This is a genomic window from Streptomyces sp. NPDC020192, assembly GCF_044388685.1.
In the GTDB taxonomy this organism is placed as follows: domain Bacteria; phylum Actinomycetota; class Actinomycetes; order Streptomycetales; family Streptomycetaceae; genus Streptomyces.
The window spans coordinates 41,190-61,262 of sequence record NZ_JBIRXG010000029.1 but is presented as its reverse complement, the minus strand read 5'-3'; the positions used below and the strand labels follow the sequence as shown (position 1 = coordinate 61,262).

The 20,073-nt window shown below is 72.5% G+C and carries 9 protein-coding genes; all 9 read right to left on the bottom strand.

Annotation, left to right across the window (positions count from 1 at the left end; all coding sequences use genetic code 11):
- Positions 1 to 7: 7 nt before the first annotated feature.
- The 9 genes from ACH47Z_RS38035 to ACH47Z_RS37995 all read right to left on the bottom strand — a co-directional run bounded on the left by ACH47Z_RS38035 (position 8) and on the right by ACH47Z_RS37995 (position 20,072).
- On the bottom strand, positions 8 to 715 hold the full coding sequence (locus ACH47Z_RS38035) for a hypothetical protein (RefSeq protein ID WP_361196075.1): 708 nt from the start codon (positions 713 to 715) through the stop codon (positions 8 to 10).
- Positions 678 to 1,718, bottom strand: a complete 1,041-nt coding sequence (locus ACH47Z_RS38030; RefSeq protein ID WP_399082208.1) for a GSCFA domain-containing protein — start codon at positions 1,716 to 1,718, stop codon at positions 678 to 680. The genes ACH47Z_RS38035 and ACH47Z_RS38030 overlap by 38 nt, the downstream gene beginning before the upstream one ends.
- The gene (locus ACH47Z_RS38025; RefSeq protein WP_399082260.1) at positions 1,715 to 11,080 is read right to left on the bottom strand and encodes an amino acid adenylation domain-containing protein; all 9,366 of its coding nucleotides are present in this window, start codon (positions 11,078 to 11,080) and stop codon (positions 1,715 to 1,717) included. The genes ACH47Z_RS38030 and ACH47Z_RS38025 overlap by 4 nt, the downstream gene beginning before the upstream one ends.
- Entirely contained in the window at positions 11,080 to 14,979 is a 3,900-nt protein-coding gene (locus ACH47Z_RS38020) for an amino acid adenylation domain-containing protein (protein ID WP_399082205.1), read from the bottom strand. The genes ACH47Z_RS38025 and ACH47Z_RS38020 overlap by 1 nt, the downstream gene beginning before the upstream one ends.
- A 753-nt stretch (positions 14,980 to 15,732) precedes the next feature.
- Entirely contained in the window at positions 15,733 to 15,954 is a 222-nt protein-coding gene (locus ACH47Z_RS38015; protein WP_399082202.1) for a hypothetical protein, read from the bottom strand.
- Positions 15,955 to 16,650: 696 nt separating this feature from the next.
- The gene (locus ACH47Z_RS38010; protein ID WP_399082199.1) at positions 16,651 to 17,151 is read right to left on the bottom strand and encodes a hypothetical protein; all 501 of its coding nucleotides are present in this window, start codon (positions 17,149 to 17,151) and stop codon (positions 16,651 to 16,653) included.
- 65 nt (positions 17,152 to 17,216) lie between these two features.
- Positions 17,217 to 17,426, bottom strand: a complete 210-nt coding sequence (locus ACH47Z_RS38005; RefSeq protein ID WP_399082197.1) for a hypothetical protein — start codon at positions 17,424 to 17,426, stop codon at positions 17,217 to 17,219.
- A gap of 235 nt (positions 17,427 to 17,661) precedes the next feature.
- The gene (locus ACH47Z_RS38000; RefSeq protein WP_399082194.1) at positions 17,662 to 18,357 is read right to left on the bottom strand and encodes a TetR/AcrR family transcriptional regulator; all 696 of its coding nucleotides are present in this window, start codon (positions 18,355 to 18,357) and stop codon (positions 17,662 to 17,664) included.
- 50 nt (positions 18,358 to 18,407) lie between these two features.
- On the bottom strand, positions 18,408 to 20,072 hold the full coding sequence (locus ACH47Z_RS37995; RefSeq protein WP_399082191.1) for an allophanate hydrolase: 1,665 nt from the start codon (positions 20,070 to 20,072) through the stop codon (positions 18,408 to 18,410).
- Between the last annotated feature and the right edge of the window lies 1 nt (position 20,073).

Sequence of the window (20,073 nt, the reverse complement as noted above, 5' to 3'; positions counted from 1 at the left end):
GTGGGGGTTACAGGCCTCGGTCGAGCAGTTCGGCGAGGATGATGCGGCCGAAGGCGAGGTTGCCGTGGATCTCGTCGTCGGCCTCGCACAGCTCGGGGCGTTGCAGTCCGTCCGGACCGGTGGTCCGGTGGCGCAGGTCCACGATCTCGACCCCGAGGTCTGTCACGGCCAGCCGGATGCTTTCCTGCGCGGCCATGAACACCGCCGGATCGGACTGGCCGGGGACCCGCTGCGGCGGCATCACCGCGAGGACACGCAGCCCGAGGCCTACGGCGTGTGCGTAGAAGGCGAGGGCGTCCCGCACGGCGGCGCGCACGATGGCGTCGAACAGGGGTCCGGCGAGGAAACCCGGCACGACGGCACCCGAGCGGTCGCGGTAGAGGTCCCAGTTCTCCCGCAGCGCGACGAAGTGCGCGCAGAAACCGAACGTCGCGACCAGCGGGACGCCCAGCCCGGCGAGTGCGTCGACGCCGAGTTCCTTGAGGAAGCGGCGGTAGTGTTCCTCGGCCTCGTCGGCCCGGAAGACGACGTCGGGGCCGCCGGGGGTGTCGCGGGGGGTGAAGAAGCTGTCGGTGAACTCCCGGCCGGCGCCGATGGGGCCGCCCTGGAACGGGATGCCCGCGTTCTGGGCCGCTCGGCCGATCGGTCCGGCGTGGGAGTCGCCGAGCAGCAGGAACCTAGCGGGGGCTGTAGTAGTCAAGGACGGCGTCCTCACAGGCGGCATCTGTCGAACGGACGGTGGTGTCGCGGGCGGAGTGCGGTTGCGTGGGGCGGTGGTGGAGTCCGGCCACGAAGTGCCGCATCACGAAGTCGACTCCCTCGGGGGTCACGGTGCGCTGGTTCGGGCCGAAGAACCTGCCGCCGAAGACCGGGCCGGTGATGAGTTCGTAGGACGGGAAGTAGTCCACGTCCGGGTCCTCCAGGGCGAGTTGCCCGGCGACCGCGCGCAGCACGGACTTGGTGTAGCCGTTGGCGGGGAGCGCGTGACCGCCGGTGGCGGTCGCGGTCAGCGGCTGCGGTGACACCGTCAGCAGGATACGCAGGCCGTGGTTGACCCGGCGCGCCATCGCGATCGCCTCGGTCATGTCCCGGTGCGCCTCGGCGAAGGTGAAGTTGTGCAGGGTGTACCGCTCGGCGTCGAAGGTGCCGCGCACGGTGCCCGGGCAGGTGGGGTGCACGGTGCCCTCAGTGGTGTCGCGCCATGCCTCCGTCAGTCCCATGGTGAAGACCAGGCAGCTCGCCGTGGTGACGGCGGTACGGATGGCGGCCAGGGTGACCTCACGTGCCCGCAGCATCTCGGCCGGGGAGGCGAAGCCGTCGGGTTCGATCGCGGGGCGGAACGGGTCGACGTAGCGGTCGCCGTCGGGCCAGGCCTCCTCGGGCGGCTGCGCGTGGCCGAGGGCCCACGACAGCCACTGGCGCAGCACGGCGGGGGTATAGATGTTGCCGGTGCGGAAGGAGAAGGCGCCGTAGCCGCGGTCCTGGCGCTGCTGCCGGGTCAGGCCGGGCGGGGCGGGTTCGGCGTCCAGCCAGTTGATGCCCGAGTCCAGCAGGGCCCTGCCGATCTGTGCGGCGAAGCAGGAGCCCGCGGTGACCACCGGGTCGTCCTGGCCGAGGGCGAACTTGGGTGTCCAGACGTCCTCGATGTCCAGTGGTTCGGGCTCGGCGACGGCGGGCCGCCAGAACGACCTGACGGGCAGGGACTGGTACGGGTTCACTGGGCGCGCTCCGATTCTTGCTCGCGGCGGGACCGTGCACCGGCGGCCGGGTCCGACAGCGTTGCCGTGATGGTCTCGGCCACCGTGTGGACATGGGGTGGCGCGACGATGCCGTAGTGGTCGGTGGGCAGGGACCGCCGTACGGCGGAAGGGGGCAGGCAGGTACTCCACTGCCGGTCCGTCTCCTGTGGGTCGCCGGGTGCGGGCACACCCGCTGTGGGCTGTTCGGCCAGCCACAGGAATGTGGGGACAGAGGCGAGCGGCCGCACTCGGTGCTCGCCCATACTGCGCAGGTTCGCCCGGCAGCAGCGGGCCAGCCTCGCGGCGTACGCCTGCGCGTGTTCTGCCGGCACCGGCGAGGCTCCGGTGCCGAGTTCGGCGGCGAACACCTGCTCCAGGTGGGTCTCGTCGTAGGCGGCGACCAGCGCCTCCGCCCGGGGCGGCGGTGGGTCCAGCAGGTAGAGGGCCTCCAGCGGCTGCCCGGCCGACTCGGCCAGGCCGGCCATCTCCATGGCCACCCGGGCGCCGTAGGACCATCCGGCCAGGTACAGCCGGTGGCCGGAGCCGCCGAAGCGGCTGCGCAGTGCCGCGTCGTAGTGTCCGGCGCGTTCGGCCAGCGACCATGCGGGCATCCCGGCGTCGCGAAGTGCTGGATCGGCGATGAGGCACACGGTCGGTGCGGGCCCGAGCGCCGCCGCCAGCGGCCGGTACGCCTGGATGTCGCCGCCCACGGGGTGCACCAGGCACAGGACGGCGGATCCGGTTCCCTCCTGCCAGATGTCGAGGACGACCCGGGAAGCGGTGTTCCCGGTCGCCCCGGCGGTGGGCCCGGCGGGGGTGAGGGCCGCCTCGATGTGTTTGAGGATCTCGGTGAGGCTGACCCGGTGGCTGAAGGCGGCCAGGTCGAATGCGACGCCGTAGTCGTCCTCGATCCGGGCGATCAGGCTGAGCAGGGTCAGCGAGTCGGCGCCGAGGTCGTACAGGGAGTCGTCCGGGTCCAGTTCGTCCACGCCCAGCAGGTCCCGGACCACGCGGGCCATGGCGTCGGCCCGTGCCTCGGCACCGTCCGGGTCCGAGGGCCGGCCTTCGCCGTCCGCGTCGTACGCCGGACCCGGCGGCGCGCCGAGCGGTTCCGGCCGGCCGTCGGCGCTGGGGGCGTAGAACGCGCGGGAGACATCGATGTCGGTGGTGGAGACGAGGAGCTGCGGCAGTTGCAGGGCCAGGGCGTGGGCGAAGACCGCCTTGCCCTCCTCGACCGTCAGACCGACGGCCAGGTGGGCCTGGTGGCGGCTGTCCTCGGCCAGGACCCGGGTCGCCATTCCGGTCTCGCTCCAGATGTCCCAGTCGATGCCGATCCGGACGGTCGTCTCCGTCTCTGTGGCGCGGTGGTGGGCGAAGCCGTCGAGAAGGCTCGCGCCGGCCGCGTAGTCGCTCTGGCCGACGCCGCCGAGCAGGGCGGACATCGAGGAGCAGTAGACCGCGACCTCCGGGTGGAAGGCCTCGATCAGCTGCTCCACGACGAGTGCGCCGTTCTCCCGGGCCGCGGCGGCGTCGCGCATCGCGGTGGCGTCGCGTCGTACGAGCAGCCCGCCGCGTCCGAGGCCGGCCGCGTGGATCACGCCGTCCAGCCGCTGTGTGTGTCCGGCGACGGCGGCCGTCACCTCGTGCACGGGCGTGGCCGCCAGGTCCGCTGCGACGAGGCCGACGCGATCGGTCCAACGGGCCAGTTCCGACGGCAGTCGCGGATTCCTCGACAGCAGCAGGACCCGGCCGCCGGTGTGCTCCAGCAGCCAGGCGGCGATGGCGCGGCCTATGCCGCCGGTGCCGCCCAGTACCAGATGGACGGTGTCCGGCCCGGACGGCGGGAGCTGTGTGCCGGACGGCGCCGGCACGGGCGTGGTGCCCGGTCGCCACCAGTAGCCCTGCCGGAGCGCGAGCTGCCGGGGCAGTGCGGGGCCGCCGGCAGGTCCGGCTCGGCGTGCTTCGGCGACCGCCGAGGCCACGTGTCCGGCCCAGCGGGTGAGGACGCCGTCGGGCAGGTCCAGCCAGTGGCCGTCCAGGGCACCCTCCTGGGGGGCGACCTCGACGGGCCCGGCGAGCAGCGCCAGTTCGGGCCTGTCCACCGTTCCGCCCACGGGCCGGGCACCGTACGACAGCCACCACACGCGTGGGGAGCCGGTCCGCCCGGACAGCGCCCGGGCCAGGGCCGCGGTGGTGTCCAGGCAGGCGTGGCGGGCGTGTTCCAAGGTGCCGGGACCGACCGGCCCCGTCACGTCCAGGGGCAGCGCGTGCACCCATTCCGCGTCGGCCAGGCCGTCGTCGGCGCCGTCCTCGGACAGCGCGTCGAGCAGCAGGCGCAGGGACGCCGGGTCGGCCGGGTCGGCCTCGAAGGCGTCGGGTCCCCTGCGGGCGAAGGTGCCGGACGGGTGTACCCGCACTACCCGCGACGCCACGGCCCCGAACGGTGCGAACGCTGCCTGCGGCGTGCTCGCGGCGGCCACGATGACGACGACGGACGCGCGGCCGGCCGGTGCGGCGGTGCCCGTGGTGGTGGCACGGCGCTGCCGGACCCAGTGCGGTTGGTGCAGCCAGTCGGACTGCGGCAGCCGCTGGGGTCCCGCGGCCACGGCCGCGGGCGTGCGGTCGAAGTCGTAGTGCGCGAGCGCGAAGGACGGGGGCGGGAAGTCCCAGGGCGCCGGCGCCGGGCCCGGTCGCCAGGCCACGGGCCTTCCGGCGGTCCAGTCCTCGGCGATGTCCCGTGCCGTGCGCCCGGCGGCCGGAACCGTCGCGGCGTCCGGGTCCGCGGTGCCGTGCGGGACCTCGCCCGCGGCCACCGCGCGCAGCCAGCGCACCGCGGCCGCGGCGTCCGCGACGGGTGCCGCCGTCCGCAGGCGGCGGGCCGCACGTCCGGCCTGCAGGTGGCGCAGCACCGACTCGTGGTGTTCCGGCCGCAGTTGGAGGTAGTCGGCGATCCGGGCGGCGTCGGCGGCGAGGGCGTCCGTGCTTGAGGCGGAGAGCACCAGGCACCCGGGTACGTCGCCGGGTGCGGCGGCGCCGGTCCCGGTGTCCTGTTCCACGACGACGTGGGCGTTGGTGCCGCCGATCCCGAAGCTGCTGACCGCGGCCACCCGTTCGCGTCCCTCGGGCCAGGGCGTGGCCCGGGTCGGCACATGGAAGGGGGCGGGGTCGGGTCCGATCTCCGGGTTGAAGGCGCGGAAGTTGATGGTGGGCGGGACGATGCCGTGGTGCACGGCGAGGACGGCGCGGACGAGGCCCACCACGCCTGCGGCCGCGCCCATGTGGCCGAGCTGACTCTTGACCGAGCCGAGCGCGCAGCGACTGGACTCGCTCACACCGAACGCCTGGCGGAGCGCGCTGACTTCGATGGGGTCGCCCAGCCGGGTGCCGGTTCCGTGCGCCTCGACGTAGCCGAGGTCCGCACCGGTGCGTCCGGCGCGGGCCAGGGCGGTGCCGATCACCTCGCGCTGCCCGGCCAGGGACGGCGCGGTGTAACTCATCTTGGCCGCACCGTCGTTGTTGATCGCGGAACCTGTGATCACCGCGTAGACGGTGTCGCCGTCGCGGCGTGCCTGCCGCAGCCGTTTGAGGACCACGACGCCGACACCGCTCGCGCCGACCGTCCCGGTCGCGTCGTCGCTGAAGGGCCGGCAGTCGCCGTCCGCGGAGAAGATGTGCTGCGGGCGGTAGCGGTAGCCGCCGGTCAGCCTCGGGTCGACGAGCACCCCTCCGGCAAGCATCACCTCGGCCTCGCCCTGCCGGAGCATGCCGGCCGCGAGGTGCACGGCGACCAGGGAGCTGGAGCACGCCGTCTGGGCGCTGAAGGCGGGACCGGTCAGCCCGAGGTGGTAGGCCACCTTGGTGGCCAGGAAGTCCTTCTCGTGGTGCAGGGCGAGCTGGAAGCCGTCGGGCAGCCGGCCGCGGTCCGCCTCGCGCAGCATGGACTGGAAGTAGGTGCTCTCCCCGGCGCCGGCCACCAGTCCCACGCGCGTGGTGGACGTGTCCGCGACGCCGGCATGGGCCAGGGCCTGCACACAGGCCATCAGCAGGTGACGCTGCTGGGGGTCCATCAGGCGCGCTTCCTGAGGGCTGATGCCGAAGTGGCCCGGGTCGAAGCCGAGCATCCCGTCGAGCGTGCTGTGCGCGCCGATGACGCCCTCCGGGGCGTCGACCCGGCGGATGCCGGTGCCGCCGGAGACCACCAGGTCCCAGAAGGCCGCCAGGTCCGGGGCGCCGGGCACCCGCACCGCCATGCCGACGACCGCGATCGGTTCGCCGGTCTCCGGGGCTCGGCCGTCCCGCGCGGCTGGCGCGGCAGGTGTCCGGCGGTCGCGGTGGTCGTCCCCGGCGAGGTGGCGGGCCAGGGAGCGGACGGTGACGTGCTCGAACAGGTCCGCGACGCCGAAGCGCAGACCGAGTTCCGTGGTGCAGCGCAGATGGAAGCGCATGAGAACGAGGCTGGAGGCACCCGCCTCGAAGAAGGTCTGGTCCGGTTCGATCGTCGCCCCGGTGACCTCCTCGAAGGCGGCGGTGAGCCGCTCCTCCTCGGCCGACAGCCAGGTGCGGGCGGGCGCCGAACGGCCCAGCTCCTCGCCCGGCGCCCGAAGCGCCGCCTTCCGGTCCAGCTTGCCGCTGGGCGTGCGCGGCAGCCTTTCCAGCATGCGGAAACGGTCCACGCGCACGTAGGAGGGCAGCAGAGCGGAGAGATGCGCGGTCAGGTCGTCGGCGGACGCCGGCTGACCGCGGAACTCCAGGCAGGCCGTCAGCCGGTCGCCGTCACGCGCGACGACGGCGCTGACCACCGCCGGATGGCGCAGCAGGGCCGCTTCGACGGAACCGAGTTCCAGCCGGTGCCCGCTCAGCTTGATCTGCTGGTCGTCGCGGCCCGCGTAGTGCAGCAGGCCCTCGCGGTCGAACCAGGCCCGGTCCCCGCTGCGGTAGAACAGGCCCTCGCCGGGCACCTCGACGAAGCGGGTGTCGTCGACAGCGGGTTCGTCGAGGTAGCAGCGGGTGGTCATGGTGCCGCCGATCAGCAGTTCGCCGGTGCACCCGGGCGGAACCGGGTCGCCCTGGGCATCCACCACGCGCAGGTCGGCGCCGGCCACCGGGCGCCCGATGGCGGGCCGCGCGGGCCACTGACCCGGATCGCCCTCCAGGCACAGGGCACTGACCACGTGCGTCTCGGTCGGCCCGTAGTGGTTGAACAGGCGGGCGCCGGGCAGTCCGGCGAACCAGCGGCGGATGGTGTCGGTGCACACCAGCTGCTCGCCCGCGGTGACCACCTCACGCAGCCGGGAGGGGAACCTGCCCAGGCGGACCCCGTACTCGGCGAGCAGTTGCAGGGCCACGTAGGGCATGAAGATCCGCTCGGTTCCCGCGGACTCCAGCCGCTCCAGCAGCGCGGGGGCGTCCTGACGCCACTCGGGGCGTATGAGCTGCAGGCTGCCGCCGGTGCACAGCGTCCCGAAGATCTCCTGGAACGACACGTCGAAGGCCAGCATCGAGAACTGCTGGGTGACCGCCGGGGCGGTCAGGCCCCCGGAGAGGGACTGCCACCGGATCAGATCGCACAGCGTGCGGTCATGGACCTGGACGCCCTTGGGGACGCCGGTGGAGCCTGAGGTGAACAGTGTGTACAGCGGTCGGGCGCCGTCGTGCGTGCGCGCGTCGTACGGCACCGTCGCCCCGGCGTCCGGCCGCGGCGCCGGGTCCGTCAGGGCCACGAGGTGACGGTCCACGCCGTAGGCGAGCAGCGTGTCCAGTGCCGGCGCGGCGTCGGGCGTGACCAGGACGCACAGCGGGTCGACCCGCTCCAGGACGCGGCGCAGCACCTCGACCGGGTAGGAGGGGTCGAGGGGGACGGCGGTGACGTTCAGCCGCGCCAGCGCCAGCAGGGCCACGACGTGCTCGGCGGACGGGTCCAGGTACAGGGCTGCCCGGCAGGGGCTGCCGTCCGCCGGGATCGGGTAGCGGTCGGCCAGGTCGGCGGCGAGGACCGCGGCGCGGGCGTCCAGCTCCGCGTAGCTCAGGGTGTCTCCGTCGGCGGTGACCACGGCCGGGGCGTCCGGGGTGCGGGCGACCTGCCGTGCGAAGCCCTCGGCGATCGTGGTGAAGCCCGGTTCCGGGGCGGCCCCGCGCCCGTGTTCCGGCAGGGACCGACGGTACGGCGCGACCAGCTCCCGCGCGGTGGAGCGGCCACCGGAGGCGAGCGCGTCCACGCCCCGCCGGAACAGGTCGGCCATCGCCTCGACGGCCTGGTCGGTGAAGCGGTCCTCGGCGTACTCCCACAGGACGTCGAGGCCGTCGGGGTGCTCGACGACGGCGACCGTCAGCGGGCACTTGGCCTCGGGCGCGGCCCACCACAGGGGGCGCTGGACGCAGCCGGGCAGCCGCAGCGCCCCGAAGTCGGTGTTCTCCAGAACGAACAGGACGTCGAACGGGGTGCCGTCGCCGACAGCCTCCCAGCCGGTCAGCACGTCCGCGAGTGCCACGTCCTGGCGTCGCAGCACCTCCCCCGTGCCGTCCCCGGTGCGGGCGAGCTGCGAGCGCAGGTCCTCACCGGGCGCGACGGTCACGGGCAGCAGCACGGTGTTCGCCAGCATGCCCACGCTGTCCTCGAACTCGCGTACCGGGCGGTTGGCGACGGGGGCGGCGATGCGCGGGCGGACCAGGCCGGTCACGCCGTACAGGCTCCAGGAGAACACGCCCAGCAGCACCTGGAAGCGGGTCAGCCCGAGTTCGGCGCAGAGCCGGTCCACTGCGGCCCGGCGCATGACGTCGAGGGAGGTCTGCAGCAGCCGTGCCCGCGGTGCCGGATGCACGTCCTCGGCGGGCAGCGGTTCCTGTGGCTCCTCCAGGTCCTGGTAGTACGCCAGGAGTTCGTCGCGCTGTGCCTGGTAGGCCGCCGTGGCGAACCAGTCGCTCTGCCAGGCGGCGAAGTCCAGCGGGTTCGGCGCGGATGCCCTCTGCCGGCCGGCTTCGCCGTCGCCGTCGTCGCCACTGCTGTCGGTGTCGGCGTCTGTGGTCTCGGCGTAGGCGGCGGACAGGTCCTGGAGCAGGACGCTCAGCGACCAGCCGTCGACGGCGATGTGGTGCAGGTGCAGCAGAAGCGTTCCGCCGCCGTCGTGCGGCAGCCAGCAGGTACGCAGCATGCGGGGGACGGCGAGGTCGAACGGCTCGGCGAAGAAGTTGTCGGCGAAGGCGTGCGCTTCCTCCTCGTCCCATGCCTGCAGCGTGCCCTGATCGTGCCAGGGGTCGTACGGTTCGCCGACTGTCTGCCGGAGTCCCTCGGCCCCGAGGGCGAAGCCCGTGCGCAGGGCCGCGTGGCGTGCCACCAGGGACCGCAACGCCCGCCGGAGGGCAGCGGTGTCGACGGGTCCGTCCACGCGGAACGCCTGAGGGACGGAGTACGCCCGGGAGCCCGGGGCGCGGCGCTGCAGCAGCCACAGCCGCTGCTGCTCGCTCGTGGCGGCTGCCGACAGGGCGCCGGTGATCACCGGTGCCGGACAGGTGCTCTTCTCGCCGGGGCGGCCCGCGGTGACGGCCTGGGCGATTGCGGCCAGGTCCCCGTGGAGGACGGCCGCCTGCGTCAGGTCGCGGCCCCACCGCCGCCGGACGGCGAAGCAGAACCGCAGGGCCTTCAACGAGTCGCCGCCGGCGGCGATCCACCGGTCGCCGAGCCCGAGGCCGGTCGTCCCCAGGATCTCCTCGGCAAGCTCCAGCACCTCGCGCTCCGTTCCCGTCGCCGCCGGTCTGTCGGAGGCGGCCGGCCGCCAGGGCCGGTCGGCCTGCTCCAGCAGCGCGGCCTGGTCCACCTTTCCGTTGGCGTTGAGTGGCAGTTCCGTCACGAGATGCATCTGGTGCGGCCGCATGTAGGCGGGCAGGTGGGCCGCGAGGTGGCTGTCGAACTCCTCGTAGGACAGCTCCCGTTGCAGGACGACGAACGCCAGCAGTTCGTTCGGCCCCTCCTGACCCGCGCGGCGTGTGCACACATAGGCCCGCCGGACCGCCGGGTGTGCCAAAACCTGCCGTTCCACCTCACCGGGCTCGATCCGGAAGCCGCGGACCTTGACCTGGCGGTCGGTCCGTCCGACGTACTCCACCAGGCCCTCGTCGTCGGCTCGTACGAGGTCACCGGTGCGGTAGTACCGCTCCTCGCCGCCGTCGAGCCATGCGAGCCGCACGAAGCGCCGCTCGGTCTCCTCGGGGAGGTTGCGGTACCCGACCGCGAGTCCGGCGCCGCTCAGCAGGAGTTCGGCGACCTCGCCGGGTGCGGCGATCCTCTCCTGGCCCGGCACGACCAGAACGGCACCGGTCTGCGGCAGGGGCCGGCCGATCGGCACCACGTCACCGGTGAAGTCCCGCGGGATCGGGTGGCACAGGGCGAAGGTGGTGGACTCCGTCGGCCCGTAGACGTTGAACAGGCGGGTGCCGCTGTCGGGGTTGTCCCGGTACCAGCGGCGCATCACCCGGGGGTCGACCCGCTCACCGCCCACCAGAACCTCGCCGGCCGCGGCGAAGCAGTCCGGCACGGCCGTGACCACCGCGTTGAACAGCGCGGTCGTGATGAAGACGGTGTCCACCCGCTCGCGCCGCAGTGCCGCGGCGAGCCGTTCGGGGGTCTGCACGTCCCCCTCGCGCAGGATCACACAGCAGCCGCCCGTCAGCAGGGGGGTCCAGACCTCGAAACTCAGCGCGTCGAACGCCGGATTGGCCAGACAGGCATAGCGCAGACCGGGCTCGACCCGGATGTAGCCGGGCCGCGCCAGCCGCATGACTCCGGCGTCGCGGACCTCGACGCCCTTGGGCCGTCCGGTCGTTCCGGAGGTGTAGAACAGGAAGGACACCTCGGACGCCTCGCCGGCGGCGGCCGGCGCGGGCACCGTGTCCACGGCCTCCGGGAGTTGGGTCAGCAGAGTGTCCACGGTGATCACCTTCACGCCCCGCACAAGCTCGGGGGTGCTTTCGGGATCTGCGTGCACCAGGGCGGCCGCCGCGGAATCCTCCAGGATGAAACGGCGGCGTCCGACCGGGCTCTGTGTGTCCAGTGGCACCACCTGGGCACCCAGCCGCAGAATGCCCAGCATCACGCAGACCAGACGCCACGAGCGCGGCAGCGCCACCGCCACGGCCTGTCCGGGAGTCACGCCCTGGCGGTCCAGCGCCTCGGCCACGGTGGCGGCCGCGGCGTCCAACGCCGCGTAGTCCAGCCGTACGTCGCCGTCGGCCACCGCTTCCGCCCGGGGTGTGCGCAGGGCCTGGCGGTGTACCTCCAGCGCGAGCCCGGCCGGTGCACCCGGATCCTCGGTCACGCCGGCGGGGGACGTTTCGACGCGCGGTTTCATCATTCCTCCGAGGCGCAGGAAAGGGCCGGGCGCTCCGTCACGGCCGCGCCGGGGCCGGTTGCCAGCCGGTCCAGTTCAGCGGCGAGGACGGCGGCGACGCGTGGCAGCTCGTCGCTCTCCAACATGTCCCAGTGACCGCAGGCCACCGGCTCGACCAGGAATCCGCCGCTGACGCGGCGCCGCCAGAAGGCGCGCAGGCGGTCGGCCGCGTCGGCGCCGTCCTCGTCGTCCACGGCTGTCGCCTGCATCAGCACGACACGGGCCGGCGATTCGGGTACGGCGTAGTCGCGCGCCGTCTCGCGATGGTGGTTGTACACGGTCAGGTACCGAGCCACCTGGTCGTCGTCGATGCCCGGGTACATGCCGTTGAAGCGCACCAGCTTCTCCCGGAACTCCGCCATGCCGACCGGCTCGGTGGCGGCGTGCCGCTCCGCGTCCTCCGCGCCGTGGGTGTCGAGCAGGACCACGCTCACCCTCTCGTGCCCGGCCGCCGCCAGGAGCCGGCCCATCTCGTACGCGATCAGGCCGCCGTAGGAGAGCCCGCACAGCAGCAGTGCCTCGTCCGGGCGGGGATCGACGAGCCGCAGATACTCCCGGGCCATCGCCTCGACACCGGGCAGGGTGGACTCGCCGGGGTTGATGCCGGGCGCCTGGAGGCCCACCACGCCGACCTCGTCGGGAAGCGCCGTGGACAGCGGCAGGTAGCAGAACGCGGTGCCGCCGGCCGGGTGCACGCACACCACGCGCTGTCGGCCGTCGCCGGCGCGGAACTCCACCAGGCTGCCGGGTTCCGCCGGCTGTCGGGGCTCGGCCCCGTCGCTGCGCACCCGCTCGGCGAGCGCCTCGATGGTGGGGTGCACCATGACGTCCCGGACCGGCAGCGTCACGCCGAGCTCTTCCTGGACGGCGGACGCCATCTTGATCGCCGAGATCGACGTGCCGCCGAGTTCGAAGAAGTTGTCGCCGATCCCGACGTCCGGGGCCAGCAGCACGCGCCGCCAGATCCGGTACAGCGCCATCTCGACGTGGTCGCGGGGCGCGGCCGTGTTGACCCGCCTGGAGCGGGCCCCCGCCGTGGCGCGCAGCACTGCCGTCCGGTCCACCTTGCCGTTGCGGTTCAACGGAAGCCGCGGGAACTCGGCCACCACGACGGGGATCATGTAGTCCGGCAGGCGGTCCTTGAGCGCCGCGCGCCACTCGTACGGCGTCCGCGTCGCTCCGGCGTCACATCCCACACCGGCGACCAGGTGGGGGCCGCCGGGTGTGTCGCGGTCGGCCAGCACCACGGCCTCCCGCACACCGGGCACCGCCAGGAGTGCTGACTCGACCTCGCCGGGTTCGATGCGGAAGCCGCGCAGCTTGAGCTGGTCATCTCGACGGCCGACGTACTCGGCGTTGCCGTCCGGCAGCCAGCGCGCCAGGTCGCCGGTGCGGTAGACGCGTTCACCGGGCACGAAGGGGTCGGGGAGGAAGCGCTCGTCGGTGAGGTCCGGCCGGTTCAGGTATCCGCGGGCCAGGCTCGCTCCGCCGAGGTAGACCTCACCGGTGACTCCCACGGGTACCGGGCGCATGCGGTCGTCGAGCAGGTACAGGCGGGTGCCGCGCAGCGGCCGGCCGATGGGGCACGAGCGCTCGTACGGCTGCGGGTCGGTGTAGGCGGTCGAGTAGAGCGTGGCCTCGGTCGGGCCGTAGCCGAAGCAGATGCGAAGACCGGGCAGCAGCTCGCGCATGCGGTGCAGGGCGCGCTCGGGCAGTGACTCCACTCCGGTGAGGAGTTGACGCAGGCTCAGCCCGGCCAGTCGCGCGGCCGGATCCTCGTCGATCCACAGCACGTAGGAGGGGGGAAGGAAGGCCTGGGTGACCTTGTGTTCACGCAGCCAGTCCATGAGGGCGGCCGGGTCGCCCCGCAGCTCGTCGGGAACCATGTGGAGCACGGCCCCGGTGGTCAGTGGCATGAGAAGTTCGTGCACCGACGCGTCGAAGCCGATGCTCGACCAGGCTGAGGCCGCCTCGCCGCGGGCGTCTCCCATGAGTTCACGCCAGTGGTCGAAGAGATTGACCACGCTGCCGTGCGTCACCGCAACGCCCTTGGGACGGCCGGTGGACCCCGACGTGTAGATGACGTAGGCGAGCCGGGTCGGGTCCGCGTCGATGGCCGGTGCGGCGTCGTGCGTTCCCTCGGCCTCCACCTTCTCCAGGTTCTCCCACCGCTGCCGGTCGTCGCCCGTGGTGTCCGCCCGGTCGGTCAGCACGAGTGCCGGTGCGGCGTCGCTCACCATGGCGGTGAGCCGTTCGGAGGGCTGTCCGGGGTCCAGGGGCAGGTAGGCGGCGCCCGCCTTGAGGATGCCGAGCACGCCTACGACGAGTTCGGCCGTGCGCCCGGCGTGCAGGGCCACCACGTGGTCGGGCCGGACACCGCGCGCGATCAGTGCGTCGGCGAGCCGGTTGGCCCGGCGGTCCAGCGTCGCGTAGTCCAGTTGCGTCTCCCCGGTCACCACCGCGGGCTGTCCCGGCCGTTCCCGCACCTGCGTCGCGAACCGCTCCAGCAGGCCTGCGGGTGCCGTCACGGTCACGGCGGGCCCCGCGCTGAAGGTGGCGAGGAGTTCGCGCTGTTCGTCCTCGTCCAGCAGCGTCAGATCGGCGATCCCGGCTTCCGGGCGTTCGGTCATCAGGCGCAGCACGCGCAGGAACTGGCGTACGTACCGTTCGACGGTCGTCCGGTCGAAGAGCGCCACCGCGTAGTCGATCTCGCCGGTGAGGTGCCGGCCCTCGTCGGCCAGGGCCAGGACCATGTCGAACTTCGCCGGGACGTGGGCCGCGTCCTCCCGCGGTTCCACCTGCAGGCCCGGGAGTTCGAGTTCCCTCCGCATGGAGGGGACCCAGGCGAACATGGTCTGGAACAGTGCCGTGTACGCGGGGCTCCGCGGCGGGTTGACCAGTTCCACGACCCGCTCGAAGGGCAGGTCGACGTGCTTGAGGGCGTCGCGGATCCGCTGGTTCACCTGCTTGAGGGCACCGCTGACGCTGAGGGAACCGGACAGGTCCACGCGCAGGGCGAGGGTGTTGACGAAAAAGCCGATCAGGCCCTCGACGTCCCCGCGACGGCGGTTCGACGTCGGGGCGCCGACCACGATGTCGTCCTGTCCGGAGAGTCGCGACAACAGCACCGACCAGCCGGTCATGACGGTCGCGTACAGGGAGACAGCGTTGTCAGCGGCGAGGTCGCGCAGGGCCTGCGTCAGTTCCGCGTCCACGGTCACGGGCACCCGGTCGCCCTGGAAGACCTGCTCGGGCGGGCGGGGCCGGTCGGTGGGCAGGGAGAACACGGCCGGAGCGCCGGCCAGCGTGTTGGTCCAGTAGTCGGCGTGCCCGGCGGGCTCTTCCCCCGACATCCAGTCCCACTGCCATCGGGTGTAGTCGCTGTACTGCCACGTCAATTCCGGCAGCGCCGGGTCCTGCCCCTCCTGGAGTGCGGTGTACACCAGGCCCAGTTCCCGCAACAGCAGCGAGCGGGACCAGCCGTCGAAGACGAGGTGGTGTGCCGTCAGGAGCAGGACGTGGTGGTCCGCTTCGAGCGCCACGAGTCGGCCGCGCACCATGGACTCCTCGCCCAGGCGGAACGGGGTGCCTTCCACCTCCTGCCGCATCCGCGCGAACCGCTCGGCCGCGTCCGGCACTCCGGTCAGGTCCTCGAAGGCCACCGGGAACCCGGTCTCCGGCGGATCGACGACCTGGAGCGCCGAGCCGCCGGAGGGCACCAGCCGGGTGCGCAGGCCCTCGTGCCGGGCCGCGAGCAGGTGCAGCGCCTGGAAGAGCAGGTCCCGGTCCAGCGGCCCCCGGATGTCGAAGGGCATCGGCTCGTTGTAGGCGGCGCTGGCGTCTCCGTCCATGCGCGTCATGACCCACAGCCGCTCCTGCGCCAGTGACAGGGGCGCGGGAGATGTTCCTTCGTCGGAGTGATGGGTGACTGTGGTGTGGAGGAAGGACACGAATTACCCTTCACGAGAAAAGAACGCAGCGGAATCGAATCCCGTGTTTCCGAGGATCGAGGTTTCAGGCAAAGGTGCGCGAATAAACCCGACATGTCCGTTCCTGAAGGACCTGGCACGGCGTCCGGAATGTGCGCAGAAAGGAAATGCCTGCAGGATCTCCAGCAAGGCTTTCACTGCGACCGATAGGCGAAGTGGCGTGGCTAACGCCGGTATTGAGTCGAGGTGTCGAACATGAGCGGCCGGCTACCGCGGATCTCGAACCGATATCCGTGCCGGTTCACCGGCGTCTTGCGCGAGCCCTGAATGTCGCCATTTCTAATGGAAGCTCCACAAAAGTGCGTCAGGTGCATAGGGGAGAGCGGTTAAAGAGGCGTCTATTTTGCTGGACCGTCTCTACTCTTGCCTCATTTCCGCAAATATTAAATGCGCGCTGCTTGAATGGTCAACTGTGACCCATGTCACATTCTTTTGGCGATGGATTGCCGTGCGTGCGCGAACGAGCGATGTCAACACATTGGCCGAAAAAGCTGTCTCGGATGTACTTTTGGGCACCGTAAATGCCCAAACGGACATCAGTTCTCGATGTCACGGGCGTGGTGTGCGGAAGTAGTGTATTCGGCGACGGAATCAGCGAACCGACCGCGACCGTTACCCACGCGCTCACCGCAGTGGGCATCCCAATGCTTCCCGGTGATCGGAAACCCACTGATAGGCCGTCTGAACCTGCCTCACCACGCCTGCGCCACGGAGCCGGGCCATGGCGACGTCACCCGCATCGGCCTGGGTCTCGATGCCCCGCCGGCACCGGTCCTGCCACCACAAGATCGTGGACATGAGACGTTGGCGGTCGGACAACTCGTAGCCGTCGACGATCAGCCTCATGCGCCGGGCTACTACGCCGCTGGCCGAAGCTCACCACTGCATAGCTGATAGAGGGTGTTCTTGGGCGACAGGTCGTTGTGACACACGACCTCTTGGTCTCCGCCCGGCAGGGTGCCGGCCGTCAGGTCGTGGAACTCACGCACAAGCCGGGCGACCGTCACCAGACTCTCGTCGGATGACACGGCAGCGGTTGGCGCGGTTCCCATGCCACATGGCCATCGAGGTAACTGAGGACTTCACGGCCCTCGTTGTCCAAACCGAGATACCGCGGAGCACCGCTCCAGCCGCTGGCTCCCAGCAACCTCAGCAGATCACTCACGAACTTCGTGTGACCCGAGGCTGGACGGCGCACCGTGTCTCCGACACGAACGACCGCATTGATGAAACCTCCGGGCAAGGACGACTCGGGCATCCGCCCACCTTGCCTGATCGCTCCCTCCAACGCTCAATGACTTGTCCGGCACTCGATCCCCGCCCGCCCTTTCCCGCGGGCGCGATCCGGTCGGGATCGCCGGCACCGCCTTTGCTTCCCCGACAGCGTGGCCAGAAAGGCGGCGCAGGCGAGCAGGGCGCAGTACAGAAAGACGCCGCGGGCAGCAGGTGTGGGCCGGGACCTGCAGCGGGGAACTGCCCCGGTGGCGGTTGCCACGACGGCCTTGCGAAGCCAGGACTGCCGGGAGACGGCGGAACGCTTCATCATGTTGGCATCAGGCCGGGCACGACGTCCCACGGCTCCTCGTCGGCCGGGGCGAGGGGCAGCTCGCGCAGCAGGTCGGCGGCGTCGGCTGGGCACAGCGGCCGCAACCGCAGCACGGGCAGGCCGAGTTCGTCGAGCGCCGACGCCATCGGATGGCCCGCGCGCACCGCCGCCGCCCTCGTGGTGGCCCGGTGGGCGAGATACGACAGCACGGCGGCCGTCGGCTGGTCGAGCCAGTGGACGTCGTCGGCGATGACCGCCACCGGGGCGGCGGCCTGAGGCTCCGTCAGCAGTGTGCGGTCGCCCGGGCCGCGGCCTGCGGGCTCGGGGCCGGTTTCCCGGGCGCCGCGCGGCCCGAGGGCGGTGGCGAGCACGTCGGCACGCGTCCGGGCGGTCGGGTCGAGCAGGACCGATTTGCCGACGCCGGGCTCCCCGACGACGAGGGCACCGCTGGCGCCCTCCCCCCGCCGGGGCCCGACGAGGTCGCCGAGCCGGAGCATTTCCTCGTCCCCACGACCGGACGGTGCCGGGGGCATGACGCGTGCCGGGCCTGCGGGGGCGCGGCTCAGCCGATGTACAGCACCGAGCCGACGCACCAGGCCGACCGGGAGCCACCGGGATTCTGGATCGCCCAGCTCAGCGCGGCCATGGCGCAGGCCGACGGGGTTCCGTAGTCCTTGGAGATCACCTCCGAGGCCGAGGCCGTTCCAGCGCCCGTGCACATGAGGACGGTGACCGCGGCCGCCGCGGTGGAGAACAGCTTCACCTTGTGCATGTCATTGGCTCCTTTGGTGAGTGGTGGTCGGGACCAGAAGGAGCATGGCTGGGGGACCCGCTGCCCATGCCGCGCTCGGCCCGGAATGCACCGGCGGGAAGACGGGTGTGCCCTTACGGCCCGTTCGGACGGCGGCGCCGGCCATTCCTGCCTTGTTCTGGGCTGGAGACCGCGCCCCCGGGCGAGGCAGGAGGATGGCCGGCGCAGTGATCGCCCGCGGCGGCGATCGCGCTCGTCAAGACCTCGGCCGGTCCGAACCGCTCAGCAGCGCAGCCGCCCCGCCCCTCGCCCGGGCCACGGCCCGCTCGTCGAGGCCGCACAGCCGCAGGCACGACGACGCGATGGCGTCCGTGTCGGCCGGGTCCGGCTCGCGGGAGCGGCGTATCTGGATGACGACCTCGACCAGCTGGATCAGCAGCTCGCCGATCCGTTCGGCGGGCATGCTCCGGGTGACGTCCTCGGGCGCCGCCAGGGCGCCGAGCGCGCCGTAGCCCGCCTGGAGCCGGCCCCGTTCCGCGCGGAAGGCGTCGAACCGTTCGGCCCGCACCTCCGGCAGCAGATAGAGCGTGCCGATGTTGTAGCTGGTGCGGGAGAGGGTGCGTACGTCCATCGCGGCCACCGCGTAGAGCGCGGCGGCCGGGTCGATCCGTTCGGGCACCAGCGCCTGGATGCGCTCCACCATCCGCAGACTCGGCCGTACGGACGTGGCCAGCAGCTCGGCGAGGATGTCCTCCTTGGTGGCGAAGTGGTAGTACAGCGAGGCCTGCCGGATGCCGACGTGCTCGGCGATCATCCGGGTGCTGGTGCCGGCGACCCCGCGTTCGACGAAGAGCGCCCCGGCGGCGTCGAGTATCTGTTCCCGCGCGGAGGCGCCGGGATCGGACGGCGGCGTGTGCCGGGGCCTGCCCTGACGGGGACGCGTCGTCGTCATGGCCCCATCCTGCCACCCCGGTGCCAGGACGCCCGCGCCGCCGCCTTCGCTCACGTGGCGGCCGTGTAGGCTCGCCAGCCGCCGAAGCGGGTGATGTCGGGCGCGCCCTCGACGGCGTACGGCTCGACGAGGAAGCCGCTGACCCGCCGCCCGTCGGCCAGTTCCACGGTGCCGATGGCCATCGGCGGGGGAACGGCAGCGGTGAACGTCCCGAACCCGGCCGCCGGAAGCCGCCAGACCTCGCCCTCGACGCCCCGCCCCGTACCGCCTGCCGCTTCCCCGGTGACGCGGACCAGACCCGGCTTGGGCGGCTCGGTCGGCAGGGCGTACAGGCGGTATTCGGCGGCCGTGCGCGCCGGGCCCACCAGGGTGCCGCCCGCCTGTACCACCTGGGCGTTGAGCGGCTGTCCGGTGAGGTGGGCGCCGACCACGAACAGGTCCAGCGACGGGTCGGCGAACCGCTCGGCCAGGGCGGCCAGCCTGCGGTCGGAGAAGGCCGGCCCGGTGAACATCACACCGAACGGCAGGCCGTCCACGAACCCCGCGGGCACGGCGAGCGAGGCGCAGTCCAGCAGGTTCGCGAAGTTGGTGAAGCGGCCCAGCCGGGCGTTGGCCCCGACCGGGTCGGCCGCCACCTGAGCGAGGGTGGGGTGCCAGGTGGTGGTCGGGGTCAGCAGCGCCGTACAGCCGCCGAGAAGGGCGCGTCCGGCGGCGCCCAGCGCGGCCAGGCGCGCGGTGTCGGCGGCCCAGTCGGCGGCCGTCTTCTCCCGGCCGGCCAGCACGAGCGAGGCGACGGTCGGATCGAGGTCCGTGCCGATCAGGTCGCGGTGCTTCTCCAGATGCGCGCCGACGGCGGCGTACCGCTCGGCGACGAACGCGCCCCCGTACAGCAGCTCCGCGGCCTTCAGCAGCGGCGTGACGTCGGCCTCGACGATCTCCGCCCCGGTGCTCGCCAGCCGGGCGACCGCGGCGTCGAAGGCGTCGCGCCAGCCGTCGGCCAGGCCCCGAAGGTGCTCCGGGGCCGGGACGGCGATCCGAGGGCGCGCGGGAGGCGGCGGGAGCGGGGTCCCGGCGCGGGAGAGCGGGTCGGCCGGGTCCGGGCCCTCGATCAGCTCCGCCGCCGTACGGGCGAGTCGCAGGTCGCGGGCGAAGACGGTGACGCAGTCGAGGGTGTAGCAGGCGGGGACCACACCGGTCACCGGCACCAGGCCCTTGGTCGGCTTGACGCCGACGATGCCGTTGAGGGCGGCGGGCACGCGCCCCGAGCCGGCCGTGTCGGTGCCGAGCGCGAGGTCTGCGATGCCCAGCGCGACCGCGACGGCCGAGCCGGAGGACGAGCCGCCTGAGATGCGGTCCGGGTGCCAGGCGTTGCGCACCGCACCGTAGGGGCTGCGGGTGCCGACGAGGCCCGTGGCGAACTGGTCCAGGTTGGTCTTGCCGAGCACCACCGCGCCGGCCGCGCGCAGCCGCGCGGCCGCGGTCGCGTCGGCCCGCGGGACGTACGCGTACGACGGCGCGCCCGCGGTCGTGGGCAGCCCGGCCACGTCGATGTTGTCCTTGACGGCGGCCACCAGGCCGGCCAGCGGCAGCGCGGGGTCGATCCCGGCCGCCTCGTCGAGCACCTCCTCGCGCGGCCTGAGGTGGATCCAGATCTCGGGCCGGTCGGCGCTCTCGACGCGGTCGTAGGCGGCTGCCACACGTGCGGCCGGTGTCATG

What these genes read in the sequence shown, in the direction of transcription:
- ACH47Z_RS38025 (WP_399082260.1), bottom strand. Translation starts at nt 11,080, where the DNA reads ATGAAACCGCGCGTCGAAACGTCCCCCGCCGGCGTGACCGAGGATCCG.
- ACH47Z_RS38020 (WP_399082205.1), bottom strand. Translation starts at nt 14,979, where the DNA reads ATGACGCGCATGGACGGAGACGCCAGCGCCGCCTACAACGAGCCGATG.
- ACH47Z_RS38015 (WP_399082202.1), bottom strand. Translation starts at nt 15,954, where the DNA reads ATGAGGCTGATCGTCGACGGCTACGAGTTGTCCGACCGCCAACGTCTC.
- ACH47Z_RS38010 (WP_399082199.1), bottom strand. Translation starts at nt 17,151, where the DNA reads ATGCTCCGGCTCGGCGACCTCGTCGGGCCCCGGCGGGGGGAGGGCGCC.
- ACH47Z_RS38005 (WP_399082197.1), bottom strand. Translation starts at nt 17,426, where the DNA reads ATGCACAAGGTGAAGCTGTTCTCCACCGCGGCGGCCGCGGTCACCGTC.
- ACH47Z_RS38000 (WP_399082194.1), bottom strand. Translation starts at nt 18,357, where the DNA reads ATGACGACGACGCGTCCCCGTCAGGGCAGGCCCCGGCACACGCCGCCG.
- ACH47Z_RS37995 (WP_399082191.1), bottom strand. Translation starts at nt 20,072, where the DNA reads ATGACACCGGCCGCACGTGTGGCAGCCGCCTACGACCGCGTCGAGAGC.